The organism is Sorangium aterium (assembly GCF_028368935.1).
GTDB classification, from domain to species: domain Bacteria; phylum Myxococcota_A; class Polyangia; order Polyangiales; family Polyangiaceae; genus Sorangium; species Sorangium atrum.
In genome coordinates, this window is record NZ_JAQNDK010000003.1 from 1,164,037 (window position 1) to 1,179,276 (window position 15,240).

Below are 15,240 nucleotides of genomic sequence, written 5' to 3' on the forward strand. Positions count from 1 at the left end.
CGCACCGGGGGGCGCGGCGTCAACAGGGAAGGGGGAGCGTGGCCACAATCGCACCCAGGGCACAAAGCCCGCTCCCCCACCATTGGTCACCAACGTGAACGTGAACGTGGTCGTGAACGTGGTCGTGGTCGTGGTCGTGGTCGTCAACGGTAAGCCGTGAACGACCACGACCACGTTCACGACCACGACCACGTTCACGTTCGGATGTCGGAGAATGCGGCGCGAGTGTTTGCTAGCAGGGAACCGGCGGCGGGCGGCTCCCGAGGTCGGCGGGAGATGCCGAGTCGCCGGTGTCCTGCTGCGGTGTCTGCCGCAGCGGTGACAGCGAGCTCCGCGCCCAGCGCCTGACCGCGGCGTCCGGCCAGGGCTGCCACCGCGGGCTGGCCTGCGGCGCGCGGGCCGCCGTGGCGGATGCGCGCGGGGCGCGCGCCCCGGTGCGCAGGCGCGGCGCGGGCCGCGGCTCGTCGAGGAACCGGAGGAGATCGGGGGCGAGATCGCTCACCGCTTCCCGGTGCGGGTAGTGCCCCGCCTTGGCGAAGCGGCGCACGGCCGCGCCTTCGATGTAGCGGTCGATGTCCGCCGCGTGGCGCGCCGGGATCACCTGGTCGCGCTCGCCCCAGTAGACGGCGAGCGGCGGTATCTCCGGGAGCCGATGAGCGATGTCCATGAGGTGATGGCGCTGGCCGCGCAGATCGATCGCGTGGCGGAGCGTGCGCGACAAGGCGCGCGCCGTGCCGGGCCGCGCGTTCATCCTGGCGAGGTGCCTGCGCTCTTCCGCGTTGAAATCGCCGCCGAGCACCAGCACGCCCGCGTGCGTGCCGACGCCCATGAGCAGCGGCGCGGCCAGCTCGATCAGCCCGGTCACGGCGGCGAGGCGCAGCGGCAGCGCGACCTCGGTCCCGATGCCGCCCGCGGCGACCAGCCCGACGCGGTGGATGCGCCCTGGCCGCTCGGTGGCCACGCACATTGCAATGCTGCCGCCGAACGAGTGCCCCACCAGATCGAAATCGCCGAGCCGGAGGGCACGGATCCATTCAGCGACCACGCCCGCATACCACGCGACCGTATAGGGCGCGTCGGGCCGCGCCGAATCGCCATGGCCGGGCAGGTCGAGCGCGACGACCCGGCGCCCTGCCGCCGCGAGCGCGGGGGCGAGGCGGTTCCAGGTCCGACAGCTATCGGACAGGCCGTGTACGAGGACCACGGGGCGCTGGTCCGCGCCGCCGTTCCGGGAGGGGGTCCACTCTTGCCAGTGGACCTCGCCAGCAGAAAGGACGCGAACATGGCTGCGACACGTGACCGACATGTTCTTCATCAAGAGTTCGCACGAAGTGCCGCGTCTGTCCAGATTGCACGGCTTCGATGGGGAGCTCGGGGGGACGCCGCGAAGCGTGCTTCGCGCCCAGTGTAGGTTTTGCAGCGCCAGCGTACGCCGCACTGGGCACATTCGAGTGGTCCCCGGAGGGCGGCCGCCCTGCCTCCTCCCTGGCTTGGCGTGTGCTTGCCGCAGTCGGCCGCTTTGTCATCCCACCTCGGTGCTGCGTTCGATGCCCTGGCCGGGCCGCCCTGCTGACGCACGGACAGAATTAAACTTCATGGTTACTTGTTGACATCGCGCTCTACTTGAGACGAGTCTCACCGCATCGGAAGACATACGCTGGCGGGCTTGCTCTGTTGTGAGAGCGAACGCTGTTTCCACGCGCGCCGCGGGGGGGCGGTTCTGGAGGCTGAGGGAATACAGGTATGCCCTGCGCCAGATCCGACGCGCTGGGTGACTCCGTCATATGGGCATCATTCCCCAGGAGTGGCCGAATCGACATGATGCGATCTTCCAGCCGGCGCCCCCAGGCTGCGCATCGTGGCGAGAAGCGCGATTGCAATTCATGGCTGCATTGTGTTCGCGCTCATTGCCGGTGTCGCTGGCGCCTTCATTGGACGTGCCGCTCCGCGCGACGCGCCGAGCGCACAGGCGGCCGCCCAGGTGCGGCTGCTCATCAACGCCGCCGTCGAACGGGCAGCAAGGCCAGCCCGCCGCGCTCCTCGGGGGCCAACCTCGCGCTCGACCGCCGCGGCAGCGCCCCTCGTCCCAGAGGACGGGGCAAGAAGAAGAGGAGTTCCATGCAGCGCTCGACCGTCTCCCGTGCCCGAATCGGGACGAGGCGCCGCCACCGGGCGATAACGAGAGACGTGGGGCCGCCGCTGTGCCAGCCTGAACCCCGCGGTGTCAGGCCGCGCAAGATCGAGCCGCGAGCGGGCGTGGAGCACGAAGAGGCTCGCTCCGCGAGCCCTCCCGCAGCGGCATCGCGATGGACCGCGCGGCTTTTCCCCTCGCGAACTGCACGAGATGACCGAGATGCGAGACCTCGAGAGAGATTCACAGGATGAGCGGGCGATGCTGCTCGAGGCGGCTGACGCGGCGACCTCCGCGCGCCGCGCCGTCCGTCACGTTCTCGAGGGGCTCGAATCCATCATCGCGCTCCGCGCCTCCGCCGGAAGCGCGCAGGACATCCATCGCGTGCGGAAGCTGGTCGACGATCTCCGCGCCGCGCGGAGGTCGGCGGGCATCTCGTTGCGTGCGGCGCAGCGCACCGCGGACGGCGCGCTCCACGCGCTCGGCGGGGAGTCGCCCGGCGATCGAGCGCGGACTCGAGCCCGCGACCGCGCCGAGCTGAACGGCGGGCACAGCTCGCACCGTCGACGGATCCGGTGAGCGTCCCGAGCGCAAACGCCGCGAGCGTCCGGCCTGAAGCGCGAGCGCCATGGCGACGCTGCCCGCGCGCGGCGCCCAGATCGAGCGCGCGATGCGACACCGGCATGAACATTGCCCCTCCCCGGCGACTGTCGAGGCGACGTAGCGCCCATGCGTGACGCGAACGAGCACAGCGCCTGCGTGGACGCCTGGATGGATCGGGCAGCGCAGGGCGCGCCGCCCGACCGCCTCGTCCAGCTCTTCGAACGAGCGTTCAACGCCCTGTGGCGGCGCGCCCACGTCACCCTCGGGGAGGTCACGCTCGGCGCCATCGTGGATCGCGTGCTCTACTATGCCTGCGAGCGATACCCGGTCCTCTCGTCGCTCAGGATGGAGTCGGCCGGGATCTGCTGCGTGGCGCTCCAGGAGCGCGCCGGGGGCGTGCGTCGCGACCAGATCGAGGAGGGGCTCCGGTTCATCCTGGTGGAGTTCCTCACGGTCCTCGGAAACCTGACGGCGGAGATCCTCACGCCGGCGCTCCACGCGGAGCTCTCGAAGGTCGCGCAGGAGGAGGCGGGCGGGATCGAGAGAGCGTCGGAGAGCGCGCCCGGGATCTCCGAGGGCGAGGACGGCGAGGAAGTGGAGACATGACGAAGAAGACGGCCATCGCGCGCATCGAGACGGGGGTGCGAAACCTGGATGCGCTGTTCGGGGGGGGGCTGCCGAAGGGGTCGATCGTCGTCATCGCCGGCCCGCCGGGCGCGGGCAAGACGATCCTCACCCAGCAGATCTGCTTCCACAACGCCTCGGCCAGGACCCGGGTCCTCTACTTCAGCACGCTCTCGGAGCCGACCGCGAAGACGCTGCGCTACCTGAATCAGTTCGACTTCTTCGACGCCGGGAAGATCGACGGGGGAATCCAGTTCGTCGACCTCGGCGCCATCCTCCGGACGAAGGGCCTCGACGGCGCCTTTCGGCTCGTCATGGATCACGTCAAGAAGGTCAAGCCGTCCATGGTCGTCATCGACAGCTTCAAGGTCTTCGACGACCTCGCCAAGTCCAAGGAAGAGCTCCGGAAGTTCGGCTACGAGCTCGCGATCAACCTCATGGCGTGGGAGACCACCACCTTCTTCCTCGGAGAGTTCGGGCAGAGCGACATCGAGACCAACCCGCTGTTCTCGATCGTCGACGGGCTGATCATGATCAACCAGCGCCAGGAGTCCGGCGAGCAGCGGCGGGTCATCCAGATCGTCAAGATGCGCGGCACCGACCACAGCCGCGAGGAGCACTCGTTCGCCATCACACGGGCCGGCATCGACGTGTTCGCGCCCCGCTTCACCATCCACCGGGCGGCTGTCGAGGGCAAGGAGCCGCGCCTCAAGACGGGCATCTCGAGGCTCGACGAGCTCCTCGGAGACGGGATCCCGCGTGGCTCCACCCTCCTCATCGCCGGCGTGGCGGGGACCGGCAAGACGGTGCTCTCGCTCGAGTTCATCTACCGCGGCGCGAAGGCCGGCGAGAAGGGGATATTCTTCTCCTTCGAGGAGAGCGAGGCGCGGCTGCGCGCCACCGCCCGTGGCCTCGGCTGGGACCTCGACGCCGAGATCGAGCGCGGGATGGTCGAGATCGTCTTCATCCCGCAGCCCGACATCCTGGTGGAGGGGCACCTGCTCATGATCAGCGAGCGGATCCTCGGCATGAAGGCGCGGCGCGTGGTCGTCGATTCGGTCTCGGTCTTCCTGCACAAGGTCAGGGACCCGCAGGTAGACCGAGAGAAGGTCTTCCAGCTCGCCAGCGTCATCCACAACGCGCAGGCGGTCGGCTTCCTCGCCACCGACATCCCCTACGGCACCAACCAGATCAGCCGCTTCGGCGTCGAGGAGACCGTGGTCGACGGGGTCATCCTCCTCTCCTCGACGGAGGAAGGGCTCGAGCGCCAGCGCTACATCGAGATCTACAAGCTCAGGAACACCGCCCACCTCAGGGGCCGGCACAGCGTCCTCATCGGCCCGGGCGGGCTCATCGTCTATCCCCGTTACAACGCGGAGGCGGCGTTCGGCGAGCCGCCGCCCCCCCTGGACACGGCGCGGCGCCTGCCCTCCGGCGTGCCCGGGCTCGACGGGCTGCTCGGCGGAGGGCTGCTCGAGCGCAGCGTCACCCTCCTCTCCGGGAGCGCGGGCATCGGGAAGAGCACCCTGTCGATGCAGTTCCTCCTCGAAGGCTGCCGCCGCGAAGAGCCGGGGCTCTACCTCGCCCTCGAGGAGGGGCCCGCACAGCTCATCAGGACCGCGGAGGCGCTGGGGCTGCCGCTCCAAGAGGCGATCGAGAAGGGGCTCGCCGAGGTCATCTATCTCTCGCGGGAGCGCGTCCGCCCGAGCCAGTTCCTCTCGCTCCTGACCGACAAGATCCGCACGCAGAAGACGCGTCGATTCGTCCTCGACAGCGTGAGCCACCTCGCGGCCGAGGGCATCGCGGAGGACGAGCTGCGGCAGCTTCTCTACGCGCTGATCACGCGGTTCAAGGCGCTCGGCGTGACTACCGTGCTCACGCTCGAATCGAGCGCGATGTACTCCAGCGAGACCGTCACCGACCGCAGGTTCTCTCCGGTGGCCGACAACCTCGTCGTGCTCCGGTACACGCCCATGCCGGGCGAGATCCGGCCGACCCTCATGGTCGTGAAGACGCGCGGCAGCGAGCACGATTTCGGCGCCTACCACTTCATCGTGGGGAAGGGCGGCGCCCGGATCGGGCGGCGCGCTGACCTGGGTGCCCCTCTGGCGGCGAAGAACATCGAGCGCCGGAGGCGCACGAAGAAATAGGGGGAGGGGATGAGCGCTGGCCGCCGGACGAAGGAACCGCCGAGAGCGCACCAGAAAGGGGCGAGGCGCGACGACGCGCGCGGCGAGCAGGAGCCGGCGCGGCGCGGCGGCGAGGATCCGGCCGCCGGAGGCCTCGAGCGCGCGTCCCCTCGCGTCCTGTACCTCTACGAGATCAGCAAACAGCTCACGCGCTTCGAGAGCGCCGAGCGGACGGCCCCGTCGGTCCTCACGACCCTCGCGCGGGCGCTCCCCATCCGCACCGCGCTCGTCCTCCTGGAGGTCCCGGGTCGCCCCGGGGTCAAGACCATCGTCTGGAGCGCCGAAGGTGTCGGCGCCGATCGACTCCAGGCAACCAGGTCCCATGCCGCGACCTCGTACGCTTACCTCACCGGCGCGGAGGCCACGCGGCCGGCCGATCTGGACGGCGAGCCGACCGCGACGAACGCGCCCTCCGGACAGCCTGCCGGGGCTCCGCGGGCCGAGGCAGAGGAGCGCGGGAGCTTCCTCGTCCTCCCTCTCGTCATCGACCGCGGGCCGATCTTCGGCGTTCTCCAGATCGAGGGCGCCGCCCGTCTGGAGGAGCCGGATCTCGTGTTCATGAACGCGGTGGTCAACCAGCTCGCGATCGCGCTCGATCGCCAGGCGATCATCGACGCCAAGCAGGCGGCCGCGGAGGCGGCGCGAGCAGCGGCCCAACGGAGGCAGGCCGAAGCCGACGAGCAGCGGGCCCTCGCCGAGGCGCTGCGGCAGCGTTACGAGGCGCTCGTGGACAACCTCGCTCGATCGTTCGTCTGGGAGGCCGACGCGCGCACGCTCCAGGTCCTCTACGTGAGCGCGCAGGCCGAGGAGCTCCTCGGCTATCCGCGCGCGCGGTGGCTCGCGGAGCCCGACTTCTGGAGCCGCTGCACCGAGCCGGACGATCGCGGCGAGCTCGATCAGGCGCTCCGGAGGACGCTGGCCGCCGAGCGGGACCAGCGCTGCGACCATCGCTGTCGGACGGCGGACGGTCGCGTGCTCTGGCTCCACAGCGGCGTGCACCTGGTGAACGACAGCGCCGGCGCGCCTCGGCTTCAAGGCGTCTCGATGGACGTCACTCCCGCGAAGGAGGTGGAGGCGAGGGTCCGTGAGCAGCTCGAGTTCACGCGGGCGGTGACCGGCAGCATCGGCGAGGGCGTGCTCGCGATGGATCGCGAAGGGCGGATCACCTTCTTCAACCCCGCGGCCGAGCGCTTGCTCGGCTGGACGACGGAGGAGGTCGTGGGGCGGCGCGTCCAGGAGGTCGTCCAGATTCGACGCGCGGATGGGACGTCCGTACCCGACGAGGATCACCCCGCGCTGCGGGCGATCCGCACGGGCGAGCCGGTCCGGAGCGACGAGGACGTGGTTTCATGTCGGGACCGAGCGCCCTTGCACGTCAGCTGCACGTTCGCCCCTCTGCAGCGAGCAGGGCAGGTCTCGGGGGCGGTGCTCGTCTTCCGGGATATCATGGATGTGAAGCGAGCCGAGCAGGTGCAGCGATTGTTCGCGGAGGTCAGCGCGGTCCTCGCCTCCTCGCTCGACTACGCGGAGACGGTCTCCTCGGTGACGCGCCTGTCGGTGCACGCCCTGGCCGATCTCTACTTCGTCGACCTGGTCGACGAGAACGGCCGTGTCGAGCGCCTCGAGCCGACGTCCGCCGATCCCGCGAAGCAACGGCTGACCGAGCGGATGGAGGATTTCGCCCAACGACCGGGCAGGGAGACCCCGCAGGCGAAGGTGATGCGGACCGGCGAACCGCTCCTCATCCCTGAAATCACCGAGTCTGCCGTGGGGGCCGCCGCCCACGATCCGGGCCATCGAGGGTCCCTCCGCGCAGGAGGCTCGGGAGCGGTGATGGTGGTGCCGCTCGTGGCCCGCGGGCGGACGCTCGGCACGCTCACGTTCGTGACGACGGAGCCGAGCCGCCGCTACTCCGCCGCTGATCTGGCGGTGGCCGAAGAGGTGGCGCGCCGGGCCGCCATGGCCGTGGAGCATGCGCGCCTGTACCAGCACGCGCAGCGCGCCATTCGCACGCGGGACGATTTCCTCGCCATCGTCTCTCACGACCTCAAGAACCCGTTGAGCGCCATCTTGACGGCCGCGGCTCTCCTCATGCGGACATTGCCGGCCGACGAGCAGGGAGCGCACGACAGGAGGAAGGCCGAGGTCATTCTCCTCGCCGCGCAGCGGATGCTCCGGATCATCGGCGATCTGCTCGACGTCGCCGCCATCGAGGCGGGTCGGCTGTCGATGGAGAAGCGGGGGCACGCGGCGGGCGCGCTCGTCCGCGACGCGATCGAGATGGAGCAGGCGCTGGCGACGCAGAAGCACCTGGTGCTGGAGGGCGAGATCCGCGGCGGGGGCGGCTTCGAGGTGCTCTGCGATCGCGAGAGGGTCCTCCAGGTCTTCGCGAACCTGATCGGCAATGCGATCAAGTTCACCGCGGAGGGAGGGGCCATCACGGTCCGAGCGGAGCCACGTGGCGACGAGGCGCTCTTCGCCGTGGCGGACACGGGGGCGGGGATCCGCGCCGACGAGCTCCCTCACATCTTCGATCGTTTCTGGCAGGTGGCGGAGACCGCGCGTCTGGGGACCGGGCTGGGGCTCACCATCGCGAAGGGCTTCGTGGAGGCCCTCGGCGGGAGGATCTGGGCGGAGAGTCAGTTCGGCGCTGGCGCCACGTTGTTCTTCACGCTCCCCCTCGCCCGGCCGGAGGGCGCCGCTGCCGGGTGACCCAGCTCGCGATCGGCGAAGAGATGGCCGCGAGCGCGACGCCGAACAGCACCGGCACGAAGAACGGCTCCGCGTAGCGCACGGTGGCCACACACATTGCAATGCTGCCGCCGAACGAGTGCCCCACCAGATCGAAATCGCCGAGCCGGAGGGCACGGATCCATTCAGCGACCACGCCCGCATACCAGGCGACCGTATAGGGAGCGTCGGGCCGGGCCGAGTCGCCATGGCCGGGCAGGTCGAGCGCGACGACCCGGCGCCCTGCCGCAGCGAGCGCGGGGGCGAGGCGGTTCCAGGTTCGACAGCTATCGGACAGGCCGTGTACCAGGACCACGGGGCGCTGGCCCTCGCCGCCGTTCCGGGAGGGGCTCCACTCTTGCCAGTGGACCTCGCCAGCAGAAAGCACGCGAACATGGCTGCGACACGTGACCGACATGTTCTTCATCAAGAGTTCGCACGAAGCGCCGCATCTGTCCAGATTGCACGGCTGAGATGGGGAGTTCGGGGGAGGGGCGCCGCGAAGCGAGCGTCGCGTCCAGTGTGGGTTTTGCAGCGCCGGCGTACGCCGTGCTGGGACGTGGAGCGGACCGCTGCCAGGCATCTGCCCTGACCCGGCATGCCCCTGCCGCCCTTTGCCGCCTTGTCGCCTCGGTGATGCGCCCGATGCCCTGGCCGGCCGCCCCAACTGGCGCACGGACAGAATCCGTGCCCCTGATTACCCATTGACGCCACGCTCGACTGAGAAGAGTCTAGCCGCGCCGGGGAGTGGTGCGGTTCGTCAGCGAACCTGCGGCGAGCCGCGGGGCATGAGCTTAACCGTCGGACCAGTTTTGCGACTGGAGGCGATATGAAGGCCAGCGTAGTGCTGATCTGTGGCTTCGTTGCTGCGTGCAACTACGACATGGGTGAGTGCTACCTTCGGGATGGTCGTGGCGAGGGCGTCGGCGCAGGCATCATCACCCCGAGTGGCGCCGGAGGCTTCGGAGATGCGCCACCGGATCCGCAAGACGAGATGGAGCCTTCCGAATGCAGCGAAGCCGTTGAGGCGGCAGCCCAGGTGAATTGCGCATCCCCCGGCAGCCATGCGTGCGTAGACCAGTGTGAGGCGATCGGCGCCTACTGCGTTCATCACGCTTCGCATCCTTATAGCCCCAATAGCGGAGTTGGCGATCTGTACTGGTGCAAGGGCGGCAAGCCCACGTGGACATGTTCTTATCAGTACTCGAATGGAGACAACTGCACTATTATCAATCCAATTGGAACTTGGCTCTGTCGATATCAGCTTGACAAATGAGGGCGAGCGAATGACGCGTGAGCGGCAAGTGGCGCAGGCGCTCTCTGAGGGGCTCAACTGTCTCTCTGCGATCGTGGAGTCCCTCGACGGCGGGGCGTCGGCGTCCGAGCTCCCGGCGAATGAATGGTTAGGGACTCTGTGCGCGATGGGAGGCGCCTTCGATGCAATTCTATCTAAAGAGGTGACGACGACGCTAGTCGTGCGGCAGGCCGACCGTGACTTCGTCCAACGGTTGATCGGCTTGGTGCTGGAGTGGACGACTACGCGCCAACCTCCACAAGAGCTGCGGACGACGATCGAGTCCATTTTGAAGATCTTCGATCGTCGCGACGCCGAATCTGCTCCTGATACGCAGAAGTGACGAGGCGCCCGCCGGCGTAGGAGCTCGAGAGGCGCGATGACGACTCGCAGCTGGCTTGTGTTCGCACTCGTTGCCGGTATCGCTGGCGCATTCATTGGACGCGCCTCGCCGCGCGCGCCACCGAGCGTACAAGCGGTTCCGAGCGCATCGCCCCCGAGTTCGACTGCGGCATCTCCCCGCCGCGGCTGCAAAGAAGAGCGCACCGTTCTCGCCTCGACCAGGGCACAACTGGAACTCTGCATGGCTCTTCGTTCGCGGGTTCCCGAGGCCGAGCCATCTGGCGCCGCCAAGCCATCCGAGCCCGATCCTCTGGAATCCCAACCCTTCGACCAGCGCATGTCGAAGGTCGAGGAGATCCGTCGAAATCGCCGGCTCTTGGACGGCTATTCCGAGGCCGTGATCGTCCAGCACTACGATGGGAGAACCGGTGTCTACAAACCTGACGAATGGCTGGATCACGGCGATGGTTACATCGTCGCGCGCAAGTTGCCGAGCGGACGGATCGGATATTATGCAGGGCCAGACGCCGGACCACGCTCCGATCCTGCTGCATTCCGACCAACCAAGTCCACAATCGTCCTTGCGCCCGACTTTGTGCGTGAAGCAGACGGGGCGATTAGAGTACGTCGAGGTGCTTCAACCTGGATAAAGCGCAGACTCGGCGAGAGGGTCGATGAGCCTGCGAGTCCGTAGCTCATCGAGATCGGCGCAGAACCTCTTTCGGTCGCGCCGAGGCGCCGCCCGAAGAGCGGTCGGGCCAGGGCGGCGTGGGCGCGGAGAACCGCGCCGGGGGCGAGCTCTGTCGCGATGGGGAAGACGGCCCGCTCCGTCGATCGAGCTGGCCCGTAACCCGGCCTACTCAGGGAAGCGCAGCGTCTCCACGGCGACGCCAGCCTCTCCCGTCGTCATGGTGCCGTCATGGCTCCAGCTCGTGCCGCCTGGGCCCGGCAGGCCCAGCTCGAAGGTGACCCCCTCCAGCGTGAGCTGGTCTTCGTCGAGGTAGGCGATCCCGATCACGTCGCCGCCGCGCCCGGGGCCGCCGTAGCCGCCGTCGCCGCCGTCACCGCCGCGGCCCCCCTCGCAGGCCCGCGCTCCGTCGCGGCCGTCGCCGCCCGGCGCGCCTCGTCCAGGTTCGCCACCTTGCTGGGGCGGCCCTCCGTGGCCTCCCCGCCCGCCGGCGGGCGCCTCGATGACGCTGTCCCGGACCGTCACCCTGGCGTGCAGCACAGCGAGGCCGATCGACGGCGAGCCGTTCCCGCCGCCCCGACCCCCTCGGCCGCCACAACCCCCGGCGCCTCCAGAGCCGCCGCTGGCCCCTCCCTTGTCCGCCGCCGTGCACACGGCGAGCCCGCCGCGCCGGCCGCCGCCCCCGCCTCCACCCTGGCCCGGCGTGCCCCTGCCGCCGTCCGTCCCCTTGTCGCCCTCCCATCCCGTCTCGGTGAGGCGCCCGATGCCCTGGCCGGCCGCCCCCACCGTTCCCGGGGACCCGGAGAGCCCGGACCGACCGTTCTCGCAGACGCTGTCCTCGCGCTCCGCGTCGCCGCCGAGGCCTGAGTACGGGTCGGACGCCGGCACCGGGTCACCGGTGTCCCCGTCCTCGGCCCGCGCGGGAAGCCCGTCACCGCCTTTGCCACCGGTGCTCGACGTTCCGTCGTCACACGGGTTCGTCACCGCCGCGCCCCCGGGGATCGTCGCGACGGAACACCCGTCCTCACCGAACAGGCCATCGGGGCCGGCCGGTGCTCGGCTCGGCCGCCACTCTTCCCCGTCGTGACCCGCCCTGCCGCCGTAGAGCGCCCTGATCTGGCTATGGACGATCTCCACCGCGGTGTTGGACTGAACGAGCACCCCGATTTGGACCCCGCTCTGGATCCACAGGTGATCGAGCGTCGAGACCCCGTCCGCGGCCCCCGTGTCGCCGGGGCGTGCCGGCTCGACGATCACCGCGATCCGCGCATCGGTCTCCGAGTTGATGTGGCCGTGGCTGTCGCTGCTCCGGCGCCGCCATTCGAGGAAGTCGAAGCCGGCATGGATGTCCACGCCGGAAGGAAGCCTGATCGCCCCCACGAAGTTATCGGTGGGCATGAACACGCGACCGCGCGCGGTGCGAGCGAGCTCGATCGCCCGCTGGACCGAGCGAACCGGCCGGCCCTTCGTGCCGGGGTTCGCGTCGTTTCCGTCGAGGATCTCGCTGTTGACGAACACCCCGCAGCCGTCCATCGCGCGATCCGCGGCGAGTTCCTCGAGGCACGCCGACTCCGGGACGGCATCGCCCGGACAGGCGGACGGAGCGTCGCACGGCGGTGCGCCGCCCGGCCCGTTCACCTCCGGAGAGTTCCCGCAACCGGCCATGGCGAGCGCTAGGACGACGAACGGAAGGAACACGGACTTCGCGCGCATGGGCATGCCTCACCGGAAGCGTCCCTGGGGACGCACGCTATCCAAGGCGCTAACGGGGCAGCTCGCTCGGCCCGCTGAACGCCTGGGTCTCCGCCGAAGGACCGGAACCGCCTTTGCCAGCCACATCCAGCGTGGCGGCGTTCCCCGCGAGGCCGCCCTCGCCAGCCGGTCCGACCTTGATCACGGCGCCGGGCCGGAGGGCCAGGTTGGGGACCACGTACGCGACGCCGACGGACGGGCCGCCGAGCCCGCCGCCGGCGTCTCCTCCGCGGCCGCCATTGCCTCCATAGCCGCCATGGCAGGCGTCCCACATCCCGGCCACGAACCCCTTGCCACCGTACCCGCCGTGCTTGCCGAAGCCGCCCGGTTGGCCCGTTCCGCCGGTTCCCCCGTTCCCGCCGCGGCCCGTGAACACGTCGGTGGCCTCGAGCGTGAGCTCCGTGCCCTCGAGCGCCACGATGCCGATGCTCGCGCCGCCGTACCCGCCGCCCTTGCCGCCCAAGCCACCGCAGCCGCCGCCGCCCCCCGAGCCGCCGGCCGCCCCGGTCTGGGGTCCGGAGGCCGGGCACACGGGGGGACTCACACCGTCGCGCGACTTGCTTCCGCCCCCGCCGCCCCCGGCCTGGCCGACGCCGCCCCGGTCCCCGTCGTCACCGCGGACGCCGATCCACCCATCGTCGGTGAGATAGCCAATGCCGGCTGCTCCGCCGGCGCGGCCACGGTCCGCGCCGGGCGCGCCATCTTTCCCGTCGCTGCACGCCATGCTGCCGGCGCCGGCTCCTCCGAGGCCCTTGCCGTCGGGGTTCGGTGCGGGCTCGGGCTGCCCCGAAGCGCCGTCGCCGCCCTGCTCGATCCCGCCGTCGCCCCCGTACCCGCCCGTCGACTCGATGCCCTCGCCGCACGCGGTCACGACCGGGAGGGCGCCCGTCGCGGCGCCCTCCGTGCAGGCGTCCGCCCCGTCGTTCCCGAACTGCCCGCTCTGCGCGCGGGCGCTCGACGCGTCCTCGCCGGGCTCTCCCTCGCACGGTCCGGGCGGCGGCTCCGGATCCGGAGCGCACGTGCGCGTCTCCCAGCAGGCATCGGAGTACGTGCACGCGGTCGATGTGGTTGCGCACCACGCGCAGAGCGCAACAGCCACGACGGACGCTCCCCTGGTGGCTTTGTCCCCGTCCCTCATTCCGCGTGCACGGTAGTTGCGCGTGCCGCGCGGCGTCAACCAGCAGGAACGGCATCAAGGATGCAATTGCCCGTGGAAAATGTCTCTCGATAACGCAATGCGGCCCGCCGGTCAGTGGTGTGTGCGGGCCTTTCGCTTCCGGCGGGCGCTCGATCCTTCCACTGCAGCGGAGCGACACCGCGCCGTGACGCGTGCTCACTCCAGCAGGAAATAGCGTGCGTCTCGCTTGATATCGAAATGGAAGTGGTCCGCGTGCGCCTCGTTCGCGTTGGGCGTGAGGACGACGTTGAACAGCCCGCTCGTGGAAATGGAACAGAGGATCTCCCGCAGCTCGAGGGCGTGGGGGCTGGGCGCCTTCGGCTCCGAGCCGGGGCCGCACGGCGGCGCGCCGATGGCGCCGAGCCAGTCGGCCTTCACGTCGAGCCGAGTCCCGTCGGCCTTCACGAGGGCGGCCACGTCGATGGCGAGCCCGAGGGCGTGCTGGTTGGGGCGCCCGGGCGCCGCCGCCGGCTTCTTCGCGGCGCGCTCACCCGGTTTCGCGGCTTTGCCGGCGCCGTGCGGGATCTTCTTGCCTGCCGGCGGCTTCGCGGGCGCCTTCGTCGGCGCCACAGCGCCGGCGGGACCGGGCCGGTGCATGCTGAAGTGCACCACCTCGACGATCCCGCGCGTCGCCAGGAAGGCGGCGAGATCGTCGAGCGCGAGGACCAGCCGGCAATCGGCGATGTCGAACGGGGAGGCCGACCTGGGCTTCGCCACGCCGTCGCCGCGGAACGTGACCCCGCGCAGCGGGCCGGTGATCCTGATCGGCCGGTCGACCAGCGGGGCGCCGCGCGCCGGGGCGTGCGGGATCCCCCGGCGCTTCATCTCCCTGTCGCAAGCGTCGGCCGAGAGCGCCCCGTAGGTGGCCGCGCGCGATGAGGCGGACCACGCGGGCAGCTCGAACCGCGCGCCGCCCGCGTCCCAGCCGCCGTCCAGGAGGCCGGCGCCGCCGGCTGCAGGCGCGCCGGCGTCGTCGTCCAGAGGGCCGTCTCCGCCATCCACGAGCGCCGTCGCTGCACCGGGCGGCGCGGGCGCCGTTGCTGTGGGGGCATCGACCCGCTCCTCCGAAGCGTGGCGTAGCGAGGCGATGCCGAGCGGCGTGAGGAGCGCCGCGGCGCCGATCAGGGCCGCGCCCAGGGACAGCGCACGGCGGGAAGGAAGCACGCTCATCTCTGGCGGAGCTTAGGAGAAACCGGGCGGCCTGGCAGCCTTCGTGGCACCGGACACGGTCCGGGGGAGGCTCCCCGCAGCTTTCGTGGCACCGGACACGGTCCGGGAGAGGCTGCCGGCAGCGTTCATCGCACCGGACACGGTCCGGGGGGAGGCTCCCCGCAGCCTTCGTGGCACCGGACACGGTCCGGGAGAGGCTGCCGGCAGCGTTCATCGCACCGGACACGGTCCGGGAGGAGGCTCCCGGCAGCCTTCATGGCACCGGACACGGTCCGGGGGGAGGCTCCCCGCAGCCTTCGTGGCACCGGACACGGTCCGGGGGAGGCTCCCCGCAGCTTTCGTGGCACGGGAGACGATGGCCCGAAACGGTGCTCGCCGGTTCATGGCACAGCACGTGCTGTCCAACCATCGCCACATTCAGCGCGCCTGTCACGGAGCGAGCAGCACCGGAGCCATTGGCTCGCGCTCCGCAAGGGCCGGGCTCCCTTCTGGCAGGGCGACGTCGCTATCCAGCCCCGCGCGGGCCCGAGCGCCATGGCG

General features: G+C 70.3%; 11 protein-coding genes. 6 read left to right on the forward strand and 5 right to left on the reverse strand.

All coding sequences use genetic code 11. From position 1 onward, the window contains the following. Window positions 1–232: 232 nt before the first annotated feature. Window positions 233–1,315 (reverse strand): alpha/beta fold hydrolase, encoded by a 1,083-nt coding sequence (locus POL72_RS28620; protein WP_272099053.1) that lies wholly within the window; start codon window positions 1,313–1,315, stop codon window positions 233–235. Window positions 1,316–2,344: 1,029 nt separating this feature from the next. Between POL72_RS28620 and POL72_RS28625 the strand changes: the two genes are divergently transcribed. From POL72_RS28625 to POL72_RS28640, 4 genes are all read left to right on the forward strand, one after another. After that, window positions 2,345–2,710 carry a hypothetical protein gene (locus POL72_RS28625; protein WP_272099055.1) on the forward strand — a complete coding sequence of 122 codons (366 nt, stop codon included), beginning with the start codon at window positions 2,345–2,347 and terminating at the stop codon, window positions 2,708–2,710. A gap of 150 nt (window positions 2,711–2,860) precedes the next feature. Next, on the forward strand, window positions 2,861–3,340 hold the full coding sequence (locus POL72_RS28630; RefSeq protein ID WP_272099057.1) for a hypothetical protein: 480 nt from the start codon (window positions 2,861–2,863) through the stop codon (window positions 3,338–3,340). Then, entirely contained in the window at window positions 3,337–5,508 is a 2,172-nt protein-coding gene (locus POL72_RS28635) for a DUF7125 family protein (RefSeq protein WP_272099059.1), read from the forward strand. Before POL72_RS28630 ends, POL72_RS28635 begins: the two co-directional genes overlap by 4 nt. A 9-nt stretch (window positions 5,509–5,517) precedes the next feature. Beyond that, the gene (locus POL72_RS28640) at window positions 5,518–8,259 is read left to right on the forward strand and encodes a sensor histidine kinase (protein ID WP_272099060.1); all 2,742 of its coding nucleotides are present in this window, start codon (window positions 5,518–5,520) and stop codon (window positions 8,257–8,259) included. On the opposite strand, the gene POL72_RS28645 is transcribed toward POL72_RS28640, so the two are convergent. After that, a complete protein-coding gene (locus tag POL72_RS28645) occupies window positions 8,216–8,704 on the reverse strand; it encodes an alpha/beta fold hydrolase (RefSeq protein ID WP_272099061.1) in 489 nt (162 codons plus the stop codon). The genes POL72_RS28640 and POL72_RS28645 overlap by 44 nt on opposite strands. A 781-nt stretch (window positions 8,705–9,485) precedes the next feature. On the opposite strand from POL72_RS28645, the gene POL72_RS28650 reads away from it, so the two are divergent. Beyond that, the gene (locus POL72_RS28650) at window positions 9,486–9,914 is read left to right on the forward strand and encodes a hypothetical protein (RefSeq protein WP_272099063.1); all 429 of its coding nucleotides are present in this window, start codon (window positions 9,486–9,488) and stop codon (window positions 9,912–9,914) included. A 36-nt stretch (window positions 9,915–9,950) separates the two neighbouring features. Next, window positions 9,951–10,607, forward strand: a complete 657-nt coding sequence (locus POL72_RS28655) for a hypothetical protein (RefSeq protein WP_272099065.1) — start codon at window positions 9,951–9,953, stop codon at window positions 10,605–10,607. A gap of 162 nt (window positions 10,608–10,769) precedes the next feature. Here the strand turns inward: POL72_RS28655 and POL72_RS28660 are convergent, their stop codons facing one another. The 3 genes from POL72_RS28660 to POL72_RS28670 form a co-directional block, all read right to left on the reverse strand. Then, window positions 10,770–12,314, reverse strand: coding sequence for a hypothetical protein (locus POL72_RS28660; protein WP_272099067.1), 1,545 nt, complete (start codon window positions 12,312–12,314; stop codon window positions 10,770–10,772). A gap of 49 nt (window positions 12,315–12,363) precedes the next feature. Further along, window positions 12,364–13,452, reverse strand: a complete 1,089-nt coding sequence (locus tag POL72_RS28665) for a hypothetical protein (RefSeq protein ID WP_272099069.1) — start codon at window positions 13,450–13,452, stop codon at window positions 12,364–12,366. Between the two features lie 234 nt (window positions 13,453–13,686). Further along, window positions 13,687–14,700 (reverse strand): extensin family protein, encoded by a 1,014-nt coding sequence (locus POL72_RS28670; RefSeq protein ID WP_272099071.1) that lies wholly within the window; start codon window positions 14,698–14,700, stop codon window positions 13,687–13,689. Window positions 14,701–15,240: the final 540 nt, after the last annotated feature.